Below are 23,859 nucleotides of genomic sequence, written 5' to 3'. Positions count from 1 at the left end.
TGTACTGTGTGAAGTCTGTTCGCTGAACCCGATATTCTGGCCGATGAGCCGTGTATTCGTCGAAGGTTCTGATTATTATGAGAGGACAGGGATTTATTCGACCGCGGTTCTCCTGTCCATCTCGAGGGTAAGGCGAACCGTGAACGCTGTCACCCCTTGATGTTACACACGGGGAACGTCCGCGCGACCTTGTCGCCGATGCCGAGTTCGTCGGAGACGCGGACGACCTCGTCGACGTCCTTGTAGACGCCCGGGGCCTCCTCGGCGACCGTCGCGCCCGACTGAGCCTTGACGTAGATCTGATCCTGTTCCTCGAGTTCCTGCTGGACGTCGCCGCCCCAGTACTCGCTTTTGGCCTGGGTGCGGCTCATCAGCCGGCCCGCGCCGTGGGCGGTCGAACCGAAGGTGAGGTCCATCGAGTTCTCGCCGCCGCGAAGGACGTAGCTGCCGGCGCCCATGCTGCCGGGGATGATGACCGGCTGGCCGACGTCGCGGTACGCTTTCGGCACTTCGGGGTGGCCGGCGGGGAACGCCCGCGTGGCGCCCTTGCGGTGGACGTAGAGTTCCCGCTCCTCGCCGCCCACAGTATGGATTTCCTTCTTCGCGATGTTGTGCGCCACGTCGTACAGCAGGTGCATGTCCATCTCTTCCCACGAGCGCCCGAAGACGCGCTCGAAGACCTGCCGCGTGCGGTGCATGATCAGCTGGCGGTTGACCCACGCGAAGTTGATCGCCGCGTTCATCGCCGCGTAGTAGTCCTCGGCGAGTTGCGAGCCCGCGGGCGCGGCCGCGAGTTCCTTGTCGGGCAACTGGTTCAACAGCCCCTGGTGTTGCTTCTCGATCTTGCGCAGGTAGTCGTTACACGTCTGGTGGCCCAGCCCGCGGGAGCCACAGTGAATCAGGACGACGATCTGGTCCTCCTCGAGCCCGTAGGCCTCGCCAACGTCGCCGTCGAAGACGTCCGTGACGCGCTGGACCTCGAGGAAGTGGTTGCCCGAGCCCAGCGAGCCGATCTGGTTCTTCCCGCGGTCCTTCGCTTTCTGGCTGACCTTGTCGGCGTCGGCGCCCTCGCGCATCCCCTCGTCCTCGCAGTGCAACAGGTCCTCCTCGACGGCGTGGCCGTGCTCTAAGGCCCAGTCGACGCCCCGTTCGAGGATCTCCTCGACGGTGTCGACGCCGGCCTCGACGACGCCGCCGCCGCCCAGCCCCGACGGAATATTGGTAAACAGCGAGTCGACGAGTTCCTCCTCGCGGCCCTGCAGCTCGTCGTAGGTCAGGTTCGTCCGCATCATCCGGACGCCGCAGTTGATGTCGTAGCCGACCGCGCCCGGCGAAATACAGCCGTTTTCGGCGTCGAGTGCACCTACCCCGCCGACCGGGAAGCCGTAGCCCTGGTGACCGTCGGGCATACAGATCGCGTAGTTGGTGATGCCGGGCAGGTGGGTCGTGTTCGTGATCTGTTCGAGCGTCTTGTCCTCCTTGATCTCCTCGAGCAGCGCCTCGCTGGCGAGCACCCGCGCCGGCGCGCGCATGTCGCCCTCCTGCGGGATCTCCCAGACGTACTCACGCACTTTCTCGAGCGTGATGCCGTCGGCGTCGAACGTGGTCATACTCGAGTATCGGTCCCCATCGATGAAAGGTGTTCGTCTCTCCGGTCGGCATCGCTAGCCGTTCCCACCGTCGTCGCCGGATCGTCCGCGCCGGAAATCGTCGTGCGACCGCACGGTCACGCCGCATCCGGTACGTCCGCATTCGGCGCGTCGGCCTCCTCGTCGGCCCCGTACCCCTCGAGCCACCCGTCGACGGCATAGGGGCCGCTCCCGGTGATGAGCAACGCCGACGCCAGTCCGAAGAGGCTGACGTGCGCGAGCACCGGATCGTCGGGCAGCGCGAAGAGCGTGAGCGAGAAGACGCCGATCGCCGTCGCCGCGCTCGCCCGCGTAAAGAACCCGATTATCAGCGCGAGTCCGAGACCGACTTCGGACAGGCCCGCGCCGAGGACCCACAGTTCGGGGCCGACGCGAACGATCGTCGGCAGGAACCTGCGGTACGGATCGATCCGCGTCTGAAACTCGCGCGCGTAGTCGTAGATCGGGTCGAATCGACCGTAGACCGTCCCCGACGTGCCGGCGACCCGCTGGAGGACGTGATCCCCGCTCGGTCGCCCGCCGCCGAGCAGCGCGATCGCCAGCGTTCCGGGCACGAACTCGAGTTGCAACAGCAGGATCGAGTCGATCGCGAGGCCGACGAGGTAGACGGCGAGCGCGAGCACGGCGGCGAGCCGCGTCGCCAGCCCGAACAGCAACAGGAAGCCGAGCGCGACCTGTAGGAGTCGCGCCTCGAGGCCGAGCGCGGGACTGATGAGGTAGCCGCCGAAGCCGGCCCCGATCAGCGGGATGCCGATCGAGATCCGCAGCAGCCAGGGCACGTACGCGGTGTACTCCCGCATGACGGCTCGGAACGCCGCGACGTCTCGCTGTACGGGTCGAACGACCAGGTAACCCCCGAGCGCCGCCCGACTGACCAACAGCGCGGTCGGGAGTCGACGCAGGGAAACGTCCTTCCCTGAACCGACGATTGCCACGATCAAAATGCGTCTCCCGGCAGACTCGTCGCCGGGTCGGTTCCCCCTCGACTCCCGTCCGTGGTCGTCCGGGGCCGATCGTCGAGCGATCAGACGTCGAAGACGACGTAGGCCTCCCAGCCCTCATCGCCCCCGTCCCCAGTTTCGTCCCCGCGGCGCTCGAGGCGCATCTCGGAGTAGGTGACGGCTTTGATCTCCCGGGCGTCGACCGCGGCCAGCGGGACGCCGCGGGCACTGGCCTCGAGCGTCCAGCCGTCGGCTCGGGATTCGTCGCCCGACGCACCGTTATCGTCGCCGCCGCTCTCGGCGCCTTCACCGTCGCGTCCCGGCCCCGCGATCGTCTCGACGCGGTGATCGACGGGGAGTTCCGCGCGGACGTCTCGGAGGTAGATCAGTTCGTCCAGGTAGTCGAACAGCAGGGCCTCGCGACTCTCCGCGGCCACGGAGAGCGGGAATCGCTCGCCCGATTCTTCGGGAATCTCGTCGCAGGAGGCGGCCGCCAGCCCGTCGGCGACCGCCGCGAAGACCGACTCGAGTGCGTCGCCGCTGGCCGCGACCGCGACGTCGGCCGTGTGATCCCGGAGTTCGAACCGTCCGCCCTGCGCTCTGGTCATCGCTTCTCGAGGGTTGGGCGGGCGGAGTGGTATGTGCGTCGGTTTCGATCGCGAGCCGAGTGGATGGCGGACGCTGCGACGCCGACCGCGTTCTATCAGAAATCGCGACTCCATTCGGCCCGGACTCGATCTACGGAGGCGGGCGAGATCGGAAACGCGAATCGTCGACGGATAGTACGGACGTCTGACGTTACGTATCGGTGACTGCCGGTGGAATTATATTGGCGACGGTGATAGACCTACGTAGTGAGCGTCAACATCGACAGTCGAGTCGTCGCGCCGGGGAGCGACGACTTCGTCGACGAAGCCTGGCAACTGAAGGAGGAGATCAACCGTCAGGAAGGCGTGCTCAAACAGCGATACGACTTCTTTACCGACGCGTATCGTCGGTCCAAGGTTCACTGCTACGTCCAGGAGGACGAACTGGTCGGCTTCGCGGCCGTTCGTCGCGACGGGTACATCCTCTTTCTGGCGGTTTCGCCGGACCTGCGGGGGCAGGGGATCGGCAAGCAACTGATCGCGCGCGTCGCGGAGGACCACGATACCATCACGTGTCACGCTCGAACGAGCAACGAGAACGCCCTCCAGTTCTACGAACACCTCGGATTCGAGATCAAACGACGCATCGACGACTACTACGAGGACGGCGGGGACGCCTACTACCTGAAACTCGGTTCCGACGTCGGCATCGCCGACAAAATCTCGGAACTGATGCGGCGCTGACCGCGGCCGATCGATACTCCGCTCTGATATCGTCCCGTCGTCTCCCCGGACGACGGTCGCAACGAACACACGCCGAAGAACCGCTAGCGGCAACTTCGAACGTCTCCTCGAGGAACGTCCAGTAACGCTCGATTTCCTACCGCTGAGAACGCACTGCGATCTCAATCGTCAGTTGAGTCCCATCCCGTCCGGTCTCGAGACGCCCTCCCGCGGAGTCGAACTTTCGGCAGGATTATACGCTCCCACCCACGACTACTCGAGTCGTATGGAGGAGCGAACGAGGGCGTATCTGCGGGGGCGATTTCGCGACCACTACCGACGCACGGAGATCACGCCGCCGCCCGCGGCCAACGAGCGCGAGTGGGGCTTCATCCCGTGGACGGAGGGCCCCGATACCACGATGGTTCGCCACCGTTCGCTGCTCGAGTTAGGCGACCTCTCGGAGTTTCTCGTCCGCAAGCGCCCGCGACACGTCTACTTCTCGGCGGGGCGCTTTCGGGACCCCGGCGCGAGTTCGATGAACGCCAAGGACTGGCAGTCCGCGGACCTCGTCTTCGACTTAGACGCCGACCACCTGCCGAGTGTCACCCTCGGCGAGGACTCCTACGCGGAGATGCTCGCGAAGTGTAAGGGCGCCCTGTTTCGGCTGCTCGACTTTCTCGAGGACGATTTCGGTTTCGAGGACCTCGAGATCGTCTTCTCCGGCGGTCGCGGCTACCACGTCCACGTGCGCGACGAGACCGTTCTGCGCCTGGATCGGGAACACCGCCGGGAAATCGTCGACTACGTCCGCGGGATCGGCCTCGAGTACGAGCACCTGATCGAGACCGAGACCGTCGCTGGGCTGGGCCGGAAGACGCCGACCGAGCGCCGCACGCTGGAAATCGAGGGCGGCTGGGGCAAACGCACGCACGCCCACCTGATGACGTTCGTCGACGGCCTCCTCGAGATGGACGACGACGACGCCCTCGAGCGCTTACAGGAGTTCGACGGAATCGGCGAAGGGAAGGCCGAAGCGACGCTCAACGCCGCGCGAAACAATCGCGAGCAGCTGGCGGCCGGCAACGTCACCGTCCACACGGCGGTCTCGCAGCTGGCCGAGCGGTTCGCCGAGCGCACGGTCGCCGACGACAACGCGCCGATCGACGAACCCGTCACGACCGACACGAACCGGCTGATTCGCCTCCCGGGGAGTCTCCACGGCGGCAGCGGCCTGCAGACGGTGCGCCTCGAGCGCGACGAACTCGACGCGTTCGATCCGCTGGTCGACGCCGTCCCCGACACGTTCCGGGGCCACGAGATCACCGTCGACGTGACCGATCCCGGCGAGGTCGAACTCGGAGGAGATAGCTTTACGGTCACGGACGGTGACCAGTCATTACCCGAGTACGTCGCCGTGTTTCTGATGGCACGCGGCCGCGCGGAGAAGGAGAAAGAATGAATCTCGACGAGTTACGTTCGGTCCAGAGCAAGGAGCGCCAGAAGGATAGCCTCCAGAATCTGCGCCCCTCGTTCTACCAGGAGGTCGGCGAGTACATCGCCGACTTAGAGGACGAACGCGACCGCGTCGCCGAGGAGAGCGACGACCCCTTCTCCTCGCCCGAGGTCGGTCGGTTGACCGACGAAATCGAGACCGCCAAGGACGTCGTCGAGGCCATCTACGAGCGCCGAATGGGCAAACTCGTCAAGCAGGCCAGCCTCGCCGCGGCCGGGATGCCGGCCGACGACGACGGCCTCACGGCCGAAGAGGCCGACCTCTTCGACGATCTCGTCGACCGCATCAGCTCGAACAAGTCCCGCGTGCTCGACGTCCTCGAGGGCGTCGACACCGAAGCCGCCGCGGGCGATACCGAAGCCCCGACGGGGAGCGAGGGGGCCGGAACCGGACCGGCCGACCCGCGGGACGCCGCCGATCCGACGCGAGGGGACTCGAGTCCCGCGCCCGGAACGGACCCGACGGCCGCCGATCCGATGGCCGATCCTGGGACCGCGGGCGACCGCGACGTGGCACCCGCCGACGCGGGCGATGACGACGCGCCGCCGGTTCCGCCCCAGGAGCCGCCTGCGGACGCCGACGACGGCTCGGCCGCGGATCCCCGGCCCGCTCCCGAACCCGGATCTGGATCCGGCGACTCGAGCGGCGTGACCCCCGCGGACGTCATAGGCGGGGACGGACCGGATCTCGACGACGAGGCGGTCGGGGAGTCGCCGCCCGTGCCTGACGATGCTCCTTCGGACGCGCCGCCGGCCGAGCCCGCGGGTGTCGCGCCGGACGATTCCGACGCTGGTGCAACGGGTACCGACGCCGACACCGACATCGATCGCGTCACCGTCCGAATCACCCGCGACGTCGGCCCGATTCTCGGCGTCGACGACCGCGAGTACTCACTCTCGACCGACGATATCGTCACCCTCCCCGAACAGAACGCCGACCCGCTGCTCGAGCAGGACGCCGCCGAACCGCTCGAGTGATCGGTTTTCCGCTCGAGCGGTATCAGGTACGGCCGCAGTCTGGTCACTCGCCCGGCACGGTCGTTCGAACTGCGAACGGAACGCTGCGGAGCGACAGCGGAAACGCCTATCGAGTTCGGTAGTCAGTATCAGTCGTGAGCAGCGAAAAGGAACGGATGCTTGACGGAGAACTGTACGACCCGACCGATCCCGAACTCGTTGCCGATCGGAACCGTGCGCGAGACCTCACGAGACGATACAATGCCACGGCGCCGGACGACAGGACCGAACGGCGGGAGCTGATCGGAGAACTCTTCGAATCGGTCGGCGACGAGTGTCAGATAGAGCCGCCGTTTCGCTGCGACTACGGGTACAATATCCGCGTCGGCGAGAACTTTTACGCGAACTTCGACTGCGTCGTTCTGGACGCGGGCCGAGTGGAGATCGGTCGGAACTGCATGATCGCGCCGGGCGTCCACATCTACACGGCGACCCACCCGCTCGACGCGAGCGAGCGAATCGAGGGGCCGGAGTACGCGAAACCGGTCGCGGTCGGCGACGACGTCTGGATCGGCGGACGAGCCGTTATCAATCCCGGCGTGACCGTCGGAGACGAGAGCGTCGTCGCCTCCGGCGCGGTCGTGACCGAGGACGTTCCCGACGGGGTCGTCGTACGGGGCAATCCCGCGACCGTGGTGAAAGACCTGAGCGAGAACTGATCCCGCGCGTATCCGAACTGAGAGAGGCTCTACTGCCGATACCGTGTCCGAAATCGGACTCGACTGAAACCACAACGCATACATCTGCCGTCGCTAACCCACCCCCATGCTCGACGTCGGCGACGAAGCACCCGAGTTCGAACTGCCCAACCAGCACGGCGAGACCGTCCGGCGCTCCGATTTCGAGGGCGAACGGCTCGTCGTCTACTTCTATCCGCGGGCGAACACCGAGGGCTGCACCACCGAAGCCTGCGCGTTCAACGACGCGGAACCCGACTTCGACGACCGCGGCGTCACCGTCGTCGGGATCAGCGACGACCCCGTCGCGGACCTCGAGTCGTTCGCCGACGACTACGACCTCGCGTTCGACCTCCTCTCGGACGAGATGGGCGAAGTCGCGACGCTGTACGACTCCTACGGCGAGAAGCAGCTGTTCGGCAACACGTTCGACGGCGTCTTCCGCAACACCTACGTCGTCGGCCCCGACGGCCGCGTCGAGGCGGTCTACGAGGACGTGACTCCCGAGGGCCACGCCGAGGAAATCCTCGCGGATCTCGAAGAGTCGTCGACCGAACTCGCGCCCTAGACCGCGGTCTCCGTCTCGGTCTCATCGGCCAAGCGATTGCTGAAGTCCGAGATTCTATCGATATCCTAACACATCCGCGTCCCGTTTCCGAGTCCTGAAGTAGCCGGACGCGCACCGGCCAGTATCGACTGATCGACGAAATGACGCTGAACGACAACGACCGATCGATCGCGGCCTTCGCGATGCTCGCCCACGCGACCGTCCACTGGTTCGAACTGGCCATTCCGATCTTTCTGGTCGTCTGGCTCGAGACGTTCGAGATTTCCATCGCGGCCGCCGGCGTGGTCGTCGCCGCCGGCTACGCGCTGTTCGGCGTCGGCGCGTTACCGGCCGGACTGCTCGCCGATCGGTACGGACCGAAGCGGCTCGTGCTGGCCTGTCTCGTCGGCATGAGCCTCTCGTTCGCCACGCTGGCGCTGGCGACCTCGATCTACGCCATCGCGGCCAGCCTGGTTCTCTGGGGGATCACCGCGAGCGTCTACCACCCCGCCGGCCTCGCGCTCATCAGCACCGGCGTCGAGGAGCGCGGGACGGTCTTCGCCTGGCACGGCATCGCCGGCAACGTCGGCATCGCGCTCGGCCCGTTCGCGACCGCGACGCTGTTGCTCGCCCTCGATTGGCGGATCGTCGCCGTCATGCTGGCGGTGCCCGGCGCGCTCGGCACGCTGTACGGGCTCCGGGCCCGGTTCGATCCGACCGCGGCCGTCGCGGACGACGACGGGTCGGCCGCCGACGGGTCGAACGACGCGCTCTCCGCGGACGAGTTCGTTTCGAACACCCGATCGCTGTTCACCGGCTCCTTCCTGCTGGTCTTCGCCGTCGTCACGGTCGTCGGCCTCTACTACCGGGGCGTCCTCACCTACCTGCCGGAGCTCCTGAACGGGCTCCCGGCGATGGAGGGAATCGAGCCGCCGGCCGCGCTCGAGGAGTTCTCGCTGGGCGACTACGTCTACGTCGCGCTGCTCGTCGCGGGGATGGCGGGCCAGTACGTCGCCGGAAAACTAACTAGCCGCGTCCCCGTCGCCCGCGGGCTGGTGGTGGTCTTCGTCGGCCTCGCGATCATCGCCGTCGCGTTCGTCCCGGTGTCCGCGATGGGGATCGAGTCGATCCTGCTGTACTGTACCGTCCTGGGCTTCGCGCTGTTCGCGATCGAACCGTTCTACCAGGAGGCCGTCGCGGTCTACACGCCGCCGGACGCCCGCGGGCTCTCCTACGGCTACACCTACCTCGGGATGTTCGGCCTCGGCTCGCTCAGCATCGCCCTCGGGGGCTTCCTGCTGGACCACGCGACGACGGCGGCGCTGTTCGCGACGCTCGCGGCGATTGCGCTCCTCGGCGCCGTGATCGCGCTAAAACTGCTGGTCCGACCGGAGCCGGGCAGCGAGTCGGCGTCGACGGAATCGACGACCGCTGCCGACGACTGACTAGGTGCGAGATCGAGGCCGTCGCGGTCGGCTCGACTCGAGTCAGCGGCCGAATTGGTTCGTCTTCGCTCGAAGTCCAATAACCGCCCAGTACAGGGAATCTGGGTCGTCGGACACGGTGAAAACGTACTCGATGAGGCGAGGGTTCCGATACGTCGTTCGGTGATCTCGTCCTGGTTTGCCCGATCCGAGGTCCCTTACTCAGACGGTTCGTTCACGCCGGTCGATTCGTCGACGCCGGCCTTCCGGCGCAGCCACTCGAGGCCGAGCGCCCCGCCGAGAAGTCCGCCACCGGTCGTGAAGCCGGGCACGTTGTCGGCGTCAGTGTCGTTCTCGGTGTCCGTCTCGTTTCCAGCGTTCGTCTCGTTTCCAGCGTTCGTCTCGTTTCCAACGTCCCCATCTCCGGTGGTTCCGTTCCCGACATCGCCGTCATCGACGGACTCTCCGTCGCCACTGGATCCGTCGTCGTCAGCCGGATCGTCGTCCGGACAGGGGCACTCGTCTTCGTCGTCGCTGTCGTCTTCTCCCGCGTCGCCGTCGTCTTCGCCGTCCTGCTGATCGTCTCCCTCGTCGGATCCGTCTCCCTCGTCATTTCCGCCGTCCGTGTCGTCGTTCTCGTCGCTCTCGTCGGACTGGTCGTCCGTATCGGTTTCTTCGCGAAGCGCCACGAGTTCGCCGTCGTGGTCGACGTAGATCGTCTCGCCGCTGACCGCACGGATCGATCCGACCGGTGCATCGTCCGTCGAGAGCGCCCACTTCTCGGACCCGTCGTACTTATTCAGGGCGACGAGTTCCTCGTCGTAGTCCCGCCACTCGGGATCTGGGGGACCCCCGTCCCGGGTGAAATACACGAACACGGTTTCGCCGCTGATGACGGCTTGCCCGTAAGTGTACATAACGTCGAGACCCCAACTGTACTCGTCGCCCCGGATCGAACTGCCGCCGTACCCGTTGTCGCCACCGCCGACGTGGATCTCCTCGCCGAACGCTATTTGTCCGTACCCGATGTCTACGGACTCGCCCGTTTGCGCATCGTGCAACGGCACCTCCGGAGAGCCACTGATGTCGTAACCGACTGCTGCCGACGTTGCGTAGATGGCATTGGTATAGTCACTGGAGCTAACGTAGGTTCCCTCCTGCCAGACTTCGGTACCTGTCTCGGGTTCGAGAGCGATCGGACCGGCACCCGTGACACTGTATATCACGCCGTTTGCCGCGGCGGTCGCTGCAACGAACTCGTACTCGTCCTCCTCGTTCCCGTATGGCGCAGCGGTGATCGACTCTTTCTTCCACCGAACCGAGCCGTCGTCGGCTTCGAGTGCGTACAGCGTGCCGCCGACGACGACGTACACGCCGCCGTAGGCGACCGTCTGCCAGACGATCTCCGCCTCGGGATCGAACTCGCTCTCCCAGCGGACGCTTCCGTCCGACCGGTCGAGCGCCACGATTTCGTTACCCGTGAAGAAGACGGTCTCGCCGGCGACCGACGGATCGCTCGCGTCCACGTCCGCGTTCTCCCAGACGACGGTGCCGTCCGCCGCGTCGAGGGCGACGACGCCGCCGTCGGTCGACGCGTAGACCGTCTCGTCGGCGACGGCGACGGAATCCGCGCCCGCACCATCGACGGACCACGCGGCCTCGAGTGCTCCCCCGTCGAACTCGTGACCGTCCGCGACGTACCTGGCGTGACCGGGGTCGCCTCGGTGTGACGGCCAGTCCTCGTTCGGTCCCGGATCGCGATCCGGATCCGGAAGCTCGTCCACGTCGGCCTCGGCGGCTCCGGCCCCTACCGAAGCGAGTCCGGTTCCGATCGACAGCGCTGCACCAGTCGCCAGCACGGATCGACGTTTCCACATAGTTACACGAGCCAGCACGAATACCAGTCATAACTGTATGTAGCAAATAAAATGTTTTAGGCCGTACAACTATCTCAAACGAGAACGGTTACACCCCTATCTCGTAGTTAACTTGACTTTTTAGCTGTGCAAGCGTCTCGAACCCTCCCACAGTCAGCGCTCTCTCGCGGGTTTTCGGACGCTCCGCTATCGAACGGGCGGGTTATGGCTTAAAAACGGAAAACCGCGACGGGAGACCGCTACGAGTCGTCCTTACTGGAAGGTGCGACCGAGCTGGTCCTCTTCCTGGGCCGGTTCGGCGGTGTCGAACTGCTCTTCGATCTCCTCGTACTGCTCGCGCGTCTCGGGAGTCACGCTCGGGTTGACCTCCTCGAGGGCGTGCTCGAAGTGTTCCTTGCCGATGCGGACGTTGCCGATGGTGTCGTCGATCTCCTCGGGGTCGACCGAGTTGATGAACTCGCGGCTGGCGGCCATCGAGGCCTCGCGGCAGACCGCTTCGATGTCAGCGCCGACGTAGCCCTCGGTTTCGGCGGCGAGCCAGTCGAGGTCGACCGATTCGGCCAGGGGCTTGTCGCGGGTGTGGACCTCGAAGATCTTGCGGCGGCCGCCCTCGTCGGGAACGGGCACGTGGACGTGGCGGTCCAGGCGTCCGGGACGGAGCAGCGCCGAGTCGATCAGGTCGGGGCGGTTGGTCGTGGCGATCACGATGACGTCCTCGAGTTCCTCGAGGCCGTCGAGTTCGGTCAGCAGCTGGCTGACGACGCGTTCGCCGACGCCGGAGTCGCTCTGCTGGCGACCGCGCTGGCCCGCGATCGAGTCGATCTCGTCGAAGAAGATCACGGTCGGGGCGTTCGCGCGGGCCTTCTCGAAGACCTCGCGGACGCCCTTCTCGGACTCCCCGACGTACTTGTTCAGCAGTTCGGGCCCCTTGATCGAGATGAAGTTCGATTGGGCCTCGTTGGCGACGGCCTTCGCGAGCAGCGTCTTCCCGGTGCCCGGCGGCCCGTACATGAGGACGCCCTTGGCGGCCTGCATGTCCAGCTGGTCGAACACCTCGGGGTAGTCCAGCGGCCACTGGACGTTCTCGCGGAGGCGCTCCTTGGTGTCCTCGAGCCCGCCGACGTCGTTCCACGTGACGTCGGGGACCTCGACGAACACCTCGCGCATCGCCGAGGGCTGGATGCCCTTGAGGGCCTCCTTGAAGTCGCCCTCGGTGACCTCGAGGGTCTCTAAGACCTCGGCGTCGATCTCGTCTTCCTCGAGGTCGAGGTCGGGACGGATGCGTCGCAGGGCGTTCATCGCGCCCTCGCGGGCGAGGCTCTCGAGGTCGGCGCCGACGAAGCCGTGGGTGTTCTCGGCGTACTGATCGAGGTCGATGCCCTCCTGGAGCGGCATCCCGCGGGTGTGGACCTGCAGGATCTCCTTGCGGCCGTCCTTGTCCGGGACGCCGATCTCGATCTCGCGGTCGAAGCGACCGCCGCGACGGAGCGCGGGGTCGATGTCGTCGACGCGGTTCGTCGCGGCGATGACGGTGACGCGACCGCGCTCCTCGAGCCCGTCCATCAGGCTGAGCAGTTGGGCGACCACGCGCCGTTCGACGTCGCCGCCGGCGTCTTCGCGCTTGGCGGCGATCGAGTCGAGTTCGTCGATGAAGATGATCGCGGGGGCGTTCTCCTCGGCCTCTTCGAAGACCTCGCGAAGCTGCTCCTCGCTCTCACCGTAGTACTTCGACATGATCTCCGGGCCGGAGATCGTCTCGAAGTGGGCGTCGATCTCGTTGGCGACGGCCTTGGCCATCAGGGTCTTCCCGGTGCCCGGCGGACCGTGCAGCAGGACGCCCTTCGGCGGCTCGATGCCGAGTTGCTGGAACAGCTCGGGGTGGCGCATCGGCAGCTCGATCATCTCGCGGACCTGGTCGAGCTCGTCGTCTAAGCCGCCGATGTCCTCGTAGGTGACGTTCGGGACCCCCTCGGCGGAGGCGCCGCTACCCGAGCTCACCTGCTCGGCGGGCGTCTCGGAGATCTCGATGTTCGTCGAGTCCGTGATGACGACCGTGCCCGACGGCGAGGTGCTCGCGATCTTCAGCGGCACCGACTGGCCGGAGCTGGCCATCGGACCGAACGAGAGCGAGAACGGCACCGTCTGGCCCTCGGTGACGGCCTGTCCGGACAGCTTGTCGCGGACGAGCGGCCCGATGTCTCCGCGAATGCGGAGGTTCTGGGGCAGCGCGACCGTGACCGACTTGGCGGGGTTGACGTCGGCGGGCTCGACGCTGACGTTGTCGTCGATCCCGACGTCGGCCTCCTGTCGCAGGCGGCCGTCGATTCGAATGATCCCCCGTCCCTCGTCCTCCGGGTAGCCGGGCCAGACGCGCGCGACGGCCTGACTGTCGCCCGCGCCCTCGATTACGATGTAGTCGCCGTTCTCGAGGTCGAGCTCGCGCATCGAGACGCGATCGATCGCGGCGAGTCCGCGGCCGGCGTCCTTCTGTTTCAGTGGTTTAACGGTGAGTTTCATAGATCGCCCTCCACTTCGACAGTCAGGACCCCGTTTTTGATAAACGTGTGCGCGTCGTCTGCACCCTCGGGGAGTTCGAACTCGTACTGATCGTCGTCGACGACGACGATGACCGTGTCGTCGACGGTGTCGACCGAAGCCGACGCGTGTTCGGCCCCGAAGTCGACGGCTACCACGGTCTCGTCGCCGTACTCGTATCGACGGGCTACCTGCCCCTCGTCTCTGGTGAATTGCTCGAGAGTCATGCTGTAACTAACCCAATGTAAGCGCTTCTAGTATATAAGAGTTTCGCCGACAAACCCCGGGACGGCGTCGGGTTCGGTTCGAAGACAGTTGTTCGTAGTTCACAGCGGAGCGGTCGGATCCGGACGGCCGTTACGCGGTCGCGGGTTCGAACGGTCCGGGCCGACCGGACGCCCGACCCGGATCGAGTCTTTATCCCTGTTCCTGTCGTTCGACTACGTATGGAGACGGTATCACACCACGGCCGAGAGACGGCCTACGAGGTCGCCGACCGCGGCGGGGACGGGCCGCCGATCTGCTTCGTCCACGGGAGCGGCGGTTCGCGCGACGTCTGGTCCGCCCAGCACCGCCTCGCCGATCGCAACCCGGTCGTCGCGCTCGATCTGAGCGGCCACGGCGACTCCGACGACATCGACGCCCGCGCGGGCTACGCGGCGCTCTCGGCGTACGTCGACGACGTGCTGGCCGTCCTCGAGGCGACCGACAGCCGCGTGCTGGTGGGCAACTCGCTGGGCGGCGCGGTCGCCCTGCAGCTCCTGATCGAACGCGACACCGATCTCGACGCGGCGGTACTCGTCGGCACCGGCGCCCGGCTCGGCGTCTTGGAGGACTTACTCGACTGGCTGGCCAACGACTTCGAGCGCGCGGTCGAGTTCCTTCACGGCCCGGATCGGCTCTTTCACGACCCGGAGCCGGAGCTCGAGGAGGAGTCGAAGCAACAGCTCCGCGAGACCGGACAGGCCGTCACCCACCGAGACTTCCTGACCTGCCACGGGTTCGACGTGCGCGACGACCTCGGCGCGATCGACGTCCCCTCGCTGGCGCTCTGTGGCGAACACGACCAGCTGACGCCGCCGTGGTACCACGAGTACCTCGCCGAGGAGATCGACGACGCCTGGATCGCGGAACTCGAGGACGCGGCCCACCTGGCGATGGTCGAGCGACCGACCGCGTTCAACGCCGCACTCGGCGAATTTCTGGATATCGTCTTCGAGCGGGGCGACGCGGCGTAAGGCGGCCCGGCTCTCGCTCGAGATCGACCGGAATCGGAGCGACGACTCGATGAGTCGGAGAATCGACGACGCGACGACTCGAGTTCTCGGTCGATACCGAGTCGCGACCGATCTGTTCAGTAGAGGTCCTCGAGGTCGCTCTCCTCGTGGCTGTGTTCTTCGGTCGGAAACGCGCCGGATTCGACGGCGTCGACGTAGTCGTCGACGGCCGACTCCATCTCCGCGCGGACGTTACCAAATTGCTCGGAGAAGGAGGGCGTCCACTCGCTGATGCCGACCGCGTCGTCGAACACGAGCACCTGCCCGTCGCAGTCCGGACCGGCGCCGATGCCGATGGTCGGAATATCGAGCGCCTCGGTGATCTCGGCCGCGACGTTCGACGGCACGTGCTCTAAGACCAGCGAGAACGCGCCGGCTTCCTCGTGTTCGATCGCGAGTTCGAGCATCCGCTCGGCGGCCGCCTGATCGGTCCCCTGGCGGGGGTAGCCGCCGTACTGGTTGACGTGCTGGGGCGTCAGGCCGAGGTGGGCCATCACCGGAATCCCGAGCTGGACCATCTTCTCGGTGAGGTCGACGGTGTGGGGGCCGCTCTCGAGTTTGACCGCCTGCGCGCCCTCCTCCTTGAGCATCCGGCCGGCGTTCTCGATGCTCTCGCTCTCGTCGACGCCGAAGGAGAGGAAAGGCATGTCTGCGACGACCAGCGCGTCGTCGGTGGCCCGCGAGACCGCGCCGACGTGGTGGGCGATCCCGTCGACGGTGACGGGAACCGTCGTCTCGTGGCCAAGCACCACGTTCCCGACGCTGTCGCCGACGAGAATGATATCGACGCCCGCGTCGTCGACGATCTCGGCCGTCGGCGCGTCGTAGGCCGTCAGCATCGTGATCGGTTCCTCGCTCGCCCGCTCTCTGACGTCCCGTACGGTAGGCATACGCACAGGTTCGTCGCCGACGATTAAATGGCTCCGTTTCCGACGCGCTCCGGCGGGTCGCGTCGCTGTCAGCGGTCAGCGACCGTGGCGGAGCCGAATACGCGGTTATTAAGAGGGACGGGCCGCCACTGTCTGCCGTGCCAGAACGCGTCGAAACGACGAATCCGGAGGGAGTCGACTACGGCTGGGTGATGCAGGTCACCTTCGTCGTCACGATCGTCATCGGCGCGCCGATCGTCGCCTTTCTCTCCGTAAACGCCGACCTGTCGTCTTGGGGCGCCCGCGCGGAGTTCGCGGTCCGCGTCGGCGCGCCGATCTGGTTCTGTACCGCTCTCATCGTTTTCGCGTACGCGAAGCGCAACCAGGCCTAGGCCTGACCACTCAGACGCCCGAGGGGCCGTCGCCGACGAACTCGAAGGCGACGCCCGCCCGCTCGGCGGTCAGCCGATCCCGGTCCGAATCGCCCACGAACAGCGCCTGACCGGGCTCGGCGCCGAGTTCGCCGACCGCCTCGAGCAGCGGTTCCGGATTCGGCTTCCGGGTCGCGACCGTGTCCCGGCCGACCACCGCGTCGACCGCCTCGGCGAGATCGTGTTCCTCGAGGGCGATCCGGCAGGCCGCCTCGCAGTTCAGCGAACAGACCCCGACGGGGACCGCCCGCTCGAGGAGTTCGTCCGCGTGGGCCAGTCGCGGAGCCGTCTCGGCGCCCGTGCGCTCGTGAGCGGCGATCGTCGACTCGACCTCGGGGCCGAGGCCGACGTCGCTCGCGGCGTCGAGCAGCTCCCACAGCTCTCGGCTCGGCGGCTCGATATCCGCGGCTTCGTAGACCTCGAGGACGTCGGCGGCGACGGCGTCCCAGTCGACGTCGAGATCGGCGAGCGTTCCATCGAGATCGTAGACGACGGCGTCGTAGGCTGTCACGCGTGCTGATACGACCGGGAAGGGAATATACTGTTCGCCGTCGATCCACGGCGAAGCTACCGATACGATTCCGACTCGAGGCCGTTCACGTCGAGGAGATCGCAGAGGCTGCGCCCGTCGATGAGTTCGACGCCGGTCGCGTCGTCGGCGAACCGCTCGGCGGGAGTCGTGAATCCGGAACTCGTGACGAGAACCGCGCGGTCGAACTCGTCGCGTGCGGTCTGTCCGGCGACCTGCTGCGTTTCGGGTCCCGTCGCCGACGTCTCGAGATATCGCTTAACCTGGATGGCGATCCGTTCCGTGTCGGTCGCGGCGACGACGTCGATCCCGCCGTCCGGCCCCGCTCCGGTCTCCTCCGTTCGATACCCCATCGCGTCCCAGAGGTCGGCGACGAGGGACTCGAACTGGAGGGGGTCGAGCGATTCGAAATGGGTTCGCTCCCACGAGCCGGTCGGCTCCGAGGCGGGGGCATCCTCCTCGAGTCGCGCCGTCGCCCACGCGGCCGCCTCGCGGACGTATTCGGACTCGTCGCGGAGTCGGTCCTCGAGCGCGTCTCGAGCGTCGTTCGACTCGAGGGTCCCGAGCGCGAGACACGCCGTTCCCCGAATCCGCGCGTTCGGATCGTCGAGGCAGGCCCGGAACGCGTGGGTCGCGCCGCCGATCGCGTACGGCGCCCGGACGGCGAGGTGGTAGAGACAGCGAATGGACAGCCCTCGTTTGAGGTCGTTTCCGCTGGTCAGCAAGGCGAGCAGGTCGTCGACGTGACCCGCGAAGGCCTCGGGTGGCTCCTCGGCGACCGCGCTGAACGTGATCAGCGTTCCCTCCGCGAACCCGTCCGACGTGCGCAGTTCGCGGAAGAACGCCGCCGGATCGTCGACGAACAGCGCCGGCTCGTCCTCGAGGAACCTGTAGACGGCCAGCGTGAGCCGTTGGTGTAGTTCGTCGTCGTCGACCGCGTCGGCCGATTCCTCCAGTTCTTCGAGGAGTTCGCGCGTTCGTTCCCCGTCCGCGGCGCGTTCGAGCGCCGCTTCCGCTCGCTTGCGAGTGGGCATTCGTCCGCAATCGTCGCCGAAGGTGAAAGAAGGCCACGTCTCGCCCGTAGTGCAGTCCGTCCTCCGTCCCGGTCTCGGATTGGCTCACTCGAGTAGCTCTCGAGCGATCACGGTCTTCTGGATCTCCGTGGTCCCCTCGTAGATCTCGGTGATCTTGGCGTCGCGGTAGAGGCGCTCGACCTCGCCTTCGGTGACGTAGCCGTAGCCGCCGTGGATCTGGACGGCCTCGTTCGTGACGAACATCGCCGTCTCGCTCGCGAAGTACTTGGCCATGCTGGCCTCGAGCGCGCCCGTGCCGTCGGTTTCGTGGCGCGTCCGTGCGGCGTGGCGGGTCAGCAGGCGCGCGGCCTTCGTTCGGGTGGCCATCTCGGCGAGTTTGTGTCGGATCGACTGGATCTCCGCGATCGGGTCGCCGAACTGCTCGCGCTCCTGGCTGTAGGCCAGCGCCTCGTCGAGGGCCGCCTGCGCGAGGCCGACCGATTGGGCGGCGATGGCGATTCGCCCGCCGGTGAGGATGTGGAAGGCGGCGGAGAGGCCCCGACCCTCCTCGGTGAGCCGGTTTTCCGCCGGGATCCGGACGTCGTCGAAGGTCAGACTCGTGGTGTCGCTCGCGCGGAGGCCGAGTTTGTCCTCCTTCTCGCCGACGGTGAGGCCGTCGACGTCGCCGGGGACCAGAAACTGCGTGACCGAGTCGGGGTCGTCGCGGTCGGTCTTCGCGAAGAGGATGTAGACGCCGGCGCGTTGCCCGTTCGTAATCCACTGTTTCTCGCCGTTAATGACGTACTCGTCGCCGTCTCGAGACGCTTCGGCTTCCCGAGGATCGGCCGAGGTTTCCTCGGCGGAGTCTCGTCTGGCCTCGGTCGACATCTCGGCCGGGTTCGACCCCGCGTGGGGTTCCGAGAGCGCGAACGCGCCGACCGGGCGTCCCTCGGCCATCTCGGGTAGCCAGCGCTCCCGTTGTTCGTCGTTGCCGAACTCCGCGATACATGAGGTCGCCAGCGAGTGGACCGACAGCGCCGTCGCCACCGCCAGGGCGCCGTAGGCGACCTCCTCGTTGACGATGGCGGCGGTGATCGGATCGGCGTCGTAGCCGCCGTACTCCTCGGGGACGGTCAACGCCGTCAGATCCAGTTCGGCGAGGCCGTCCCAGATCTCCTCGGGGAACGACTGGCTCTCGTCGGCGTCCGCCGCGACGGGTCGGATCTCCTCGGTGGCGAACTCGCGGACGACGTCCCTGATCGCCGCTCGCTCGTCGGTCCGTTCCATACGCCGCCCTACGACGGCAGGGCACAAAGGCGCTCACATCGCCCGAGAGACCGCCGCCGAAAATTCCCGGCACGGTGCGTCGGAAAGTATGTCGCAACATATACATTCTAACCGAAGATATTATCTGACGTTACTGTCACTGGCTGGATAATGTCTGACGAACTTTCCCGGCGAACCTTCATTCGCAGTAGCAGTGCAACCGCCGCGACGGTCGGTCTCGCCGGCCTCGCCGGCTGTACGAGCAGTCTTCCGTTTCTCGGGAGCGATGGTGCGGACCTCTCCGACTGGGTTTTCACTCCGTCATTCGACGACGTTCTCGACAACGACGACGCCGAGGTCGAAGATCTCGTAACGAAAGACCGATCGTTCGTTTCCATCGATCCGGAGGCGGTCTACGAGAACGAAGACGAACTCGAGACGCACGTGTTCATCTCCATCGGATCGAGTGTCCGCGGGCGAAGCGGCGCGGCAGCGGTGGACACCGACTGGGCCCTCCGGCAGAGCGTCGAGTGGGAGTACGAACTGAGCACGTCGGGGTCCGGAACCGCGGACGTCTCCGCCGAGATCGTCGCCGGCGAGTTCGATACCGGAACCGTCGTGGACAACCTCGAGAAGTGGGCCGACGATCAGTACGAGAACACCGAGGACGAGGAGGTGCTCGAGAGCGCCGGCTCCCAACCCGGCTTCGAACTCTACGAGGTCGAGGGCTACGCGTTCGGCGTCAGCGAGGAACACCTGATTCAGGTCGAGGCGAACCACCCCGTGGACGCGGTCGCCGTCGTCGAAGCGGCGATCGACGCCCGCGAGAACGAAACGGGTCGCTGGACCGAAGACGACGACGGCGAGGAACTGCTGGCGGAGTTCGACTGGGGCGACTTCGGAATCGGCGGGCTCCAACGGCCGGAAACGGTCGAGACCGAACTGGAAGACCGATACGACGATCCCGACCAGGCCGACGAGGAGGAGCGCGAAGCGATCGAAGACGACATCGACGACTGGGAGTACGGGCTCGTCGGAAACGGGAGTTCGTGGACGTTCGACGGCGACACCAGCGATATCACCCAGGTCTTCCTGTACGAGAGCGAAAGCGACGCGGACAGCGACGCGCTCCTCGAGCACGTCGAGGCCAACCGCGACTACGACGAGAGCTGGGATACCCTCGAGGAGTACTCGATCAGCGAGGAGGGCCGCGCGCTGGTCCTCACCGGCACGGTTCAGACGCAGTCGATCCTGTAACCGCGGCTGGCACGTCGTCGATCGCCGCCAGTCAGGCGTCGCGTTCGGTCACGTTCGGTCGCGCTCGAGACCACTGACCGCGTCGGAATCGCGGTCGACGCGTCCGATCCCACCGCCGATGCCGGTGGCATCGTGAATCCGGATAGCGATCCGCTCGTCGTATCAACCTCTCGACGGATGGCTTCACGTTATCCCTTTTCGATATATCGTTCGCCGTCGCTAGCGGTGACGAAAACCGAAGCGGGGAGGGCGTCCTCAGCGGCACCCGCGCCAACCGCCGTGTGCCGACCGGGCCGGCCAGTGTCCACATCGTCTCGAAACGACTCGTAGCCGCCGTGCGAACGGGTGACTCTGCTACTCGATTACACCGGGAGCGTGGCAACGAAACCCACGAAACGGCGACTGTTCGGTTTCTCCGCTACCGTGTTCAGGGGTACACTCGAGTCACAGGGACCGTTGCCGCCGTCTGCGGCTGATTACGGCCGGTTCTCCAATGAAGTTATCAGAAGTCATTCGAATGTAAATACAAGAAAACCGAAGATATTATCTGGCGTTACTGTCACTGGGTGGATAATGTCTGACGAGCTTTCCCGACGGAACTTCATCCGTACTAGCAGTGCAACCGCCGCGACGGTCGGTCTCGCCGGTCTCGCCGGCTGTACGAGCAGTCTTCCGTTTCTCGGCGGCGACGACGTGGAACTAAACAGCTACCTCTTCGAGCCGTCGTTCGACGCGATCCTCGACGGGGACGAGGTCGGGGACGACAACGAACTCGAGGAGTCGGAACGGGAGTACATGGCGTTCCGGCACGTGGTTCCCGAAGGGATCTACGATAACGTGGACGACCTCGGCACGGACGTTCCGCTCGGCAGAGCATCCGACCTCCGGGGACGAGCCGGCGTCGCCGCGCTGGACAGCGACTGGGCCCTCGAGCAGGAGGCCGAGTGGTACTACGAGCTGAGCAACTCTTACCGGCGCCGAACCGCAACCGTCGACGTCCAGATGGTCGTCGGCGAGTTCGAGACGGGGACCGTCAAAGACAACCTCGAGAAGTGGGCCGACGATCAGTACGGGGACAACTACGACGACGAGAGCGACGAGCAGGCCTTCGAGAGCGCCGGCTCCGAACCCGGATTCGAGCTCTACGAGGTCGAGGGCTACGCGTTCGGCGTCAGCGAGGACCTCCTGATTCAGGCCGAGGGAAGCTACCCCGTGGACGCGGTCGCCGTCGTCGAGGAAGCGATCGCCGCCCGCGAGAACGAAACGAATCTCTGGACGGACGACGACCACGGCGCGGAACTCCTCGCGGAGTACGACGAGGGCGACTACGCGTTCGGCGAGATCCACCGGCCCGAGACCGTCGAGGCCAAACTCGAGCGGGATTACGACGAAGAGGAACGCGACAACCTCGACGACGAGGACCGCGAGGAGATCGAACAGACCTACGAGGAGCAGATCGAGGACTGGGAGTCCGGACTCGTCGGCAAGACGCGCTCCCGGAGCCTCGACGGCGACACCATCGAACTCCACCAGGTCTTCCTGTACGAAACCGAAGGCGACGCGGACAGCGACGCGCTCCTCGAGCACGTCGAGGCTAACCGCGACTACGGCGAGAACTGGGATACGCTCGAGGAGTACTCGATCAGCGAGGAGGGCCGCGCGCTGGTCCTCACCGGCGACGTTCGTGCGCGGGCGGAGTCCTTCTCCGACCGATAGCGAACTCGATCATTTGGCGGCGAGCTCGCTCGAGCACTCCCCGTCCGTTCGGGTCAGACCGTCCCGGCGTTACAGCACGTCGAGGTCAGCGAGCGTTTCGCGCATTTCGGCGGCCGAGTTCTCGTCTTTCAGCCGGAGGGGACTCCGGAGCGGGCCGGCGTCGAACTCGCGGGCCCGGAGCGCCGTCTTGACGCCGGACATGTACCCGCCGCCGTGTTTGAACGCGTCGCGGACGTCGAACACCCGGCTCTGCAGTTCGCGGGCGCGCTCCTCGTCGCCGTCGTCGTAGGCCTCGTAGACGTCGACGACGAGTTCCGGGAAGACGTTCGCGACGGCGCTGACGAGACCGGAACAGCCGATCTCCAGCCCAGTAAACAGCAGCGAGTCCGACCCCGCGAGGAAAGTCAGGTCGGGGTGGGCGTCGATCGCCTGGGCGAGCCAGGGGACGTTCTTGCTCGAATCCTTGACGCCCGCGAGGTTGTCGATCTCGGCGAGTTCGTCGAGCGTCTCGAGGGCGAGTTCGTTGCCGGTCTTGCTGGGGATGTGGTAGACGTAGACCGGCAGGGAGACGGCCTCGGCGACGCGCCGGTAGTGGGTGAGCGCGGCCTCGTGGTCGACCGGATAGTAGTAGGGCGTGACGACGACGATGCCGTCGGCGCCGACGGATTCGGCGTGTTCGGCGTGAGCGATGGTCTCGTAGGTACTCGGCGCGCCGACGCCGGCGATGACGGGCACCTCGCCGCCGACTTCGTCGACGACGGCCTCGACGACGCCCCGTCGTTCCTCGCCGGTCAGCAGCGGGAACTCGCCGTTGGTTCCCAGCGGGAAGACGCCGTGGACGCCCCGGTCGACGACGAAGCGGGCGTGTTCGGCCGTCGTCTCGTAGTCGACCGATTCGTCCTCGTGGAACGCGGTGACCGTCGGCGGGACGACGCCGTGGAGATCCAGCGGGTCGTCGGCTCCGGGTTCGTGGTGTGACATGGCCGTTCGTCCGCCGTGAACGGCCATAAAAGACAGCCTTACGGCACGGTAGATCGACGGAACGCGTCCGGCGAGCCACACCGATCCCGCGTTCCGACGCCCTTCGGTGCGACTTGCACGCCGATTCGGCCGGACCGCTACTCGGTCGCGAGTTCGCCGGTCGGCTCGTCGAGTTGCTCGCTGGCGAGCACGCGGTTGGCCCGACGGAGCCGCTCGGACAACGCCTGGTGAGAGATATCGAGTTCGTTGGCCAGTTCCTCGAGCGAAATCTCCCGCGGGACGTCGTAGTAGCCCTGGCGGTAGGCTTCGGCGATCGCCTCCTGCTGGGGCTCGGTCAGCGCCGCGGTCGTCTCGAGGTCCTCGTCCTGGCCGGCTTCGACCATCCGGCGGACGTCGACGCGAGCCCCCTGTTCCTCGATGGCCGAGACGGCGTCGGAGAGCTCCTCGCGCTCGGGGAAGAGCAGTCGGAGCGTCCACTGGCCCTCGCTGACCTGCGCGTCGAGTAGCGTACCGCCGTTGGAGTAGACCGCACAACAGACGGAGCCGACGTCCTCGCCGTACTGGAGGCGGTAGAACCACTCGTCGTCGTCGGTGTTCTCGAGGAGTTGCTGGTAGTCGGCGACGGTGGGATCTGCCGCGAGGGCCTCGTCGATCGCGTCGGGATCGACGTTCGAGAACCAGACGAGAGGCATCGTCCGTACCGGGCCCTCGGCGACGACGCTTTCGACGCGGACCTCCATCTCCGGCAGTCGCTGTAACGTCTCGGCGAGCGCGAACTCGTCGGTCGAAAGCGTGAGCTCTGCGATCGTCGTCATCGGTCGATCACCTCGTTGGTAGAGCTCGAGTCCGGTCGATGAACGATGCCGCTGTCGTACGTGCGTGGGGACCCGAATCGTCTCATAATTGTCTCGCCGATCCACGTCAGGGGTGGCGAGAGCGCCTGTCGGCACTCGGCGATGCCGGCGTGCTCGTCGGCGCCACACCCGCTCGGATCGTGCTACCACTCGATAGCGCTCCCGTCTGGTTGA

At 66.2% G+C, this 23,859-nt stretch carries 22 protein-coding genes; 10 read left to right on the top strand and 12 right to left on the bottom strand.

Annotation, left to right across the window (positions count from 1 at the left end):
• Positions 1-149: 149 nt before the first annotated feature.
• From HTZ84_RS02890 to HTZ84_RS02880, 3 genes are all read right to left on the bottom strand, one after another.
• The gene (locus HTZ84_RS02890; protein WP_174679308.1) at positions 150-1,610 is read right to left on the bottom strand and encodes an RtcB family protein; all 1,461 of its coding nucleotides are present in this window, start codon (positions 1,608-1,610) and stop codon (positions 150-152) included.
• Positions 1,611-1,726: 116 nt separating this feature from the next.
• A complete protein-coding gene (locus HTZ84_RS02885; protein WP_254611801.1) occupies positions 1,727-2,551 on the bottom strand; it encodes a DoxX family protein in 825 nt (274 codons plus the stop codon).
• A 122-nt stretch (positions 2,552-2,673) separates the two neighbouring features.
• Positions 2,674-3,198 carry an archease gene (locus HTZ84_RS02880; protein WP_174679307.1) on the bottom strand — a complete coding sequence of 175 codons (525 nt, stop codon included), beginning with the start codon at positions 3,196-3,198 and terminating at the stop codon, positions 2,674-2,676.
• A gap of 246 nt (positions 3,199-3,444) precedes the next feature.
• Here HTZ84_RS02880 and HTZ84_RS02875 point away from each other — a divergent pair, with 246 nt between their 5' ends.
• The 6 genes from HTZ84_RS02875 (at position 3,445) to HTZ84_RS02850 (ending at position 9,101) form a co-directional block, all read left to right on the top strand.
• A complete protein-coding gene (locus HTZ84_RS02875; RefSeq protein ID WP_012943716.1) occupies positions 3,445-3,921 on the top strand; it encodes a GNAT family N-acetyltransferase in 477 nt (158 codons plus the stop codon).
• Positions 3,922-4,186: 265 nt separating this feature from the next.
• Positions 4,187-5,362, top strand: a complete 1,176-nt coding sequence (gene priS, locus HTZ84_RS02870; RefSeq protein ID WP_174679306.1) for a DNA primase small subunit PriS — start codon at positions 4,187-4,189, stop codon at positions 5,360-5,362.
• A complete protein-coding gene (locus HTZ84_RS02865) occupies positions 5,359-6,393 on the top strand; it encodes a hypothetical protein (protein ID WP_174679305.1) in 1,035 nt (344 codons plus the stop codon). The genes priS and HTZ84_RS02865 overlap by 4 nt, the downstream gene beginning before the upstream one ends.
• Positions 6,394-6,527: 134 nt before the next feature.
• Positions 6,528-7,091: a sugar O-acetyltransferase gene (locus HTZ84_RS02860; protein WP_174679304.1), complete on the top strand. Its 564-nt coding sequence runs from the start codon at positions 6,528-6,530 to the stop codon at positions 7,089-7,091.
• Positions 7,092-7,197: 106 nt separating this feature from the next.
• A complete protein-coding gene (bcp, locus tag HTZ84_RS02855; protein WP_174679303.1) occupies positions 7,198-7,677 on the top strand; it encodes a thioredoxin-dependent thiol peroxidase in 480 nt (159 codons plus the stop codon).
• Positions 7,678-7,817: 140 nt separating this feature from the next.
• Complete coding sequence (locus HTZ84_RS02850; protein ID WP_174679302.1) at positions 7,818-9,101, top strand: MFS transporter; 1,284 nt, start codon at positions 7,818-7,820, stop codon at positions 9,099-9,101.
• Between the two features lie 197 nt (positions 9,102-9,298).
• On the opposite strand, the gene HTZ84_RS02845 is transcribed toward HTZ84_RS02850, so the two are convergent.
• From HTZ84_RS02845 to HTZ84_RS02835, 3 genes are all read right to left on the bottom strand, one after another.
• Entirely contained in the window at positions 9,299-10,957 is a 1,659-nt protein-coding gene (locus tag HTZ84_RS02845) for an outer membrane protein assembly factor BamB family protein (protein ID WP_174679301.1), read from the bottom strand.
• Between the two features lie 252 nt (positions 10,958-11,209).
• Positions 11,210-13,474 carry a CDC48 family AAA ATPase gene (locus HTZ84_RS02840; RefSeq protein WP_174679300.1) on the bottom strand — a complete coding sequence of 755 codons (2,265 nt, stop codon included), beginning with the start codon at positions 13,472-13,474 and terminating at the stop codon, positions 11,210-11,212.
• Positions 13,471-13,719: a DUF7127 family protein gene (locus HTZ84_RS02835; RefSeq protein ID WP_174679299.1), complete on the bottom strand. Its 249-nt coding sequence runs from the start codon at positions 13,717-13,719 to the stop codon at positions 13,471-13,473. Before HTZ84_RS02835 ends, HTZ84_RS02840 begins: the two co-directional genes overlap by 4 nt.
• Positions 13,720-13,938: 219 nt before the next feature.
• On the opposite strand from HTZ84_RS02835, the gene HTZ84_RS02830 reads away from it, so the two are divergent.
• The gene (locus HTZ84_RS02830) at positions 13,939-14,730 is read left to right on the top strand and encodes an alpha/beta fold hydrolase (RefSeq protein ID WP_174679298.1); all 792 of its coding nucleotides are present in this window, start codon (positions 13,939-13,941) and stop codon (positions 14,728-14,730) included.
• Between the two features lie 116 nt (positions 14,731-14,846).
• On the opposite strand, the gene panB is transcribed toward HTZ84_RS02830, so the two are convergent.
• On the bottom strand, positions 14,847-15,659 hold the full coding sequence (gene panB, locus HTZ84_RS02825; protein ID WP_174679297.1) for a 3-methyl-2-oxobutanoate hydroxymethyltransferase: 813 nt from the start codon (positions 15,657-15,659) through the stop codon (positions 14,847-14,849).
• A gap of 137 nt (positions 15,660-15,796) precedes the next feature.
• Here panB and HTZ84_RS02820 point away from each other — a divergent pair, with 137 nt between their 5' ends.
• Entirely contained in the window at positions 15,797-16,030 is a 234-nt protein-coding gene (locus HTZ84_RS02820) for a DUF5822 domain-containing protein (RefSeq protein WP_174679296.1), read from the top strand.
• Between the two features lie 10 nt (positions 16,031-16,040).
• On the opposite strand, the gene HTZ84_RS02815 is transcribed toward HTZ84_RS02820, so the two are convergent.
• The 3 genes from HTZ84_RS02815 to HTZ84_RS02805 all read right to left on the bottom strand — a co-directional run bounded on the left by HTZ84_RS02815 (position 16,041) and on the right by HTZ84_RS02805 (position 18,898).
• The gene (locus HTZ84_RS02815; protein ID WP_174679295.1) at positions 16,041-16,580 is read right to left on the bottom strand and encodes an HAD family hydrolase; all 540 of its coding nucleotides are present in this window, start codon (positions 16,578-16,580) and stop codon (positions 16,041-16,043) included.
• 56 nt (positions 16,581-16,636) lie between these two features.
• The gene (locus HTZ84_RS02810) at positions 16,637-17,632 is read right to left on the bottom strand and encodes a restriction endonuclease (RefSeq protein WP_174679294.1); all 996 of its coding nucleotides are present in this window, start codon (positions 17,630-17,632) and stop codon (positions 16,637-16,639) included.
• 84 nt (positions 17,633-17,716) lie between these two features.
• Positions 17,717-18,898, bottom strand: coding sequence for an acyl-CoA dehydrogenase family protein (locus HTZ84_RS02805; protein WP_174679293.1), 1,182 nt, complete (start codon positions 18,896-18,898; stop codon positions 17,717-17,719).
• Positions 18,899-19,048: 150 nt separating this feature from the next.
• Here HTZ84_RS02805 and HTZ84_RS02800 point away from each other — a divergent pair, with 150 nt between their 5' ends.
• Positions 19,049-20,134, top strand: coding sequence for a twin-arginine translocation signal domain-containing protein (locus HTZ84_RS02800; protein ID WP_174679292.1), 1,086 nt, complete (start codon positions 19,049-19,051; stop codon positions 20,132-20,134).
• Positions 20,135-20,707: 573 nt separating this feature from the next.
• A complete protein-coding gene (locus HTZ84_RS02795) occupies positions 20,708-21,850 on the top strand; it encodes a twin-arginine translocation signal domain-containing protein (RefSeq protein WP_174679291.1) in 1,143 nt (380 codons plus the stop codon).
• 69 nt (positions 21,851-21,919) lie between these two features.
• On the opposite strand, the gene HTZ84_RS02790 is transcribed toward HTZ84_RS02795, so the two are convergent.
• Both HTZ84_RS02790 and HTZ84_RS02785 read right to left on the bottom strand, forming a co-directional pair.
• Positions 21,920-22,831 carry a dihydrodipicolinate synthase family protein gene (locus HTZ84_RS02790; RefSeq protein WP_174679290.1) on the bottom strand — a complete coding sequence of 304 codons (912 nt, stop codon included), beginning with the start codon at positions 22,829-22,831 and terminating at the stop codon, positions 21,920-21,922.
• A gap of 137 nt (positions 22,832-22,968) precedes the next feature.
• Positions 22,969-23,646 carry a helix-turn-helix domain-containing protein gene (locus tag HTZ84_RS02785; protein WP_174679289.1) on the bottom strand — a complete coding sequence of 226 codons (678 nt, stop codon included), beginning with the start codon at positions 23,644-23,646 and terminating at the stop codon, positions 22,969-22,971.
• Positions 23,647-23,859 lie beyond the last annotated feature (213 nt).

Origin of the sequence: Haloterrigena gelatinilytica (assembly GCF_013342145.1) — an archaeon.
GTDB classification, from domain to species: domain Archaea; phylum Halobacteriota; class Halobacteria; order Halobacteriales; family Natrialbaceae; genus Haloterrigena; species Haloterrigena gelatinilytica.
This window is presented reverse-complemented; position numbering and strand designations above follow the sequence as displayed.

Bases quoted from the DNA above. Each gene is read 5' to 3' on its own strand.
- HTZ84_RS02830 (WP_174679298.1), top strand. From the start codon at position 13,939: ATGGAGACGGTATCACACCACGGCCGAGAGACGGCCTACGAGGTCGCC.
- HTZ84_RS02880 (WP_174679307.1), bottom strand. From the start codon at position 3,198: ATGACCAGAGCGCAGGGCGGACGGTTCGAACTCCGGGATCACACGGCC.
- HTZ84_RS02805 (WP_174679293.1), bottom strand. From the start codon at position 18,898: ATGGAACGGACCGACGAGCGAGCGGCGATCAGGGACGTCGTCCGCGAG.
- HTZ84_RS02835 (WP_174679299.1), bottom strand. From the start codon at position 13,719: ATGACTCTCGAGCAATTCACCAGAGACGAGGGGCAGGTAGCCCGTCGA.
- HTZ84_RS02785 (WP_174679289.1), bottom strand. From the start codon at position 23,646: ATGACGACGATCGCAGAGCTCACGCTTTCGACCGACGAGTTCGCGCTC.
- HTZ84_RS02790 (WP_174679290.1), bottom strand. From the start codon at position 22,831: ATGTCACACCACGAACCCGGAGCCGACGACCCGCTGGATCTCCACGGC.
- HTZ84_RS02810 (WP_174679294.1), bottom strand. From the start codon at position 17,632: ATGCCCACTCGCAAGCGAGCGGAAGCGGCGCTCGAACGCGCCGCGGAC.
- HTZ84_RS02850 (WP_174679302.1), top strand. From the start codon at position 7,818: ATGACGCTGAACGACAACGACCGATCGATCGCGGCCTTCGCGATGCTC.
- bcp (WP_174679303.1), top strand. From the start codon at position 7,198: ATGCTCGACGTCGGCGACGAAGCACCCGAGTTCGAACTGCCCAACCAG.
- HTZ84_RS02795 (WP_174679291.1), top strand. From the start codon at position 20,708: ATGTCTGACGAGCTTTCCCGACGGAACTTCATCCGTACTAGCAGTGCA.
- HTZ84_RS02890 (WP_174679308.1), bottom strand. From the start codon at position 1,610: ATGACCACGTTCGACGCCGACGGCATCACGCTCGAGAAAGTGCGTGAG.
- HTZ84_RS02800 (WP_174679292.1), top strand. From the start codon at position 19,049: ATGTCTGACGAACTTTCCCGGCGAACCTTCATTCGCAGTAGCAGTGCA.
- priS (WP_174679306.1), top strand. From the start codon at position 4,187: ATGGAGGAGCGAACGAGGGCGTATCTGCGGGGGCGATTTCGCGACCAC.
- HTZ84_RS02840 (WP_174679300.1), bottom strand. From the start codon at position 13,474: ATGAAACTCACCGTTAAACCACTGAAACAGAAGGACGCCGGCCGCGGA.
- HTZ84_RS02845 (WP_174679301.1), bottom strand. From the start codon at position 10,957: ATGTGGAAACGTCGATCCGTGCTGGCGACTGGTGCAGCGCTGTCGATC.
- HTZ84_RS02865 (WP_174679305.1), top strand. From the start codon at position 5,359: ATGAATCTCGACGAGTTACGTTCGGTCCAGAGCAAGGAGCGCCAGAAG.
- panB (WP_174679297.1), bottom strand. From the start codon at position 15,659: ATGCCTACCGTACGGGACGTCAGAGAGCGGGCGAGCGAGGAACCGATC.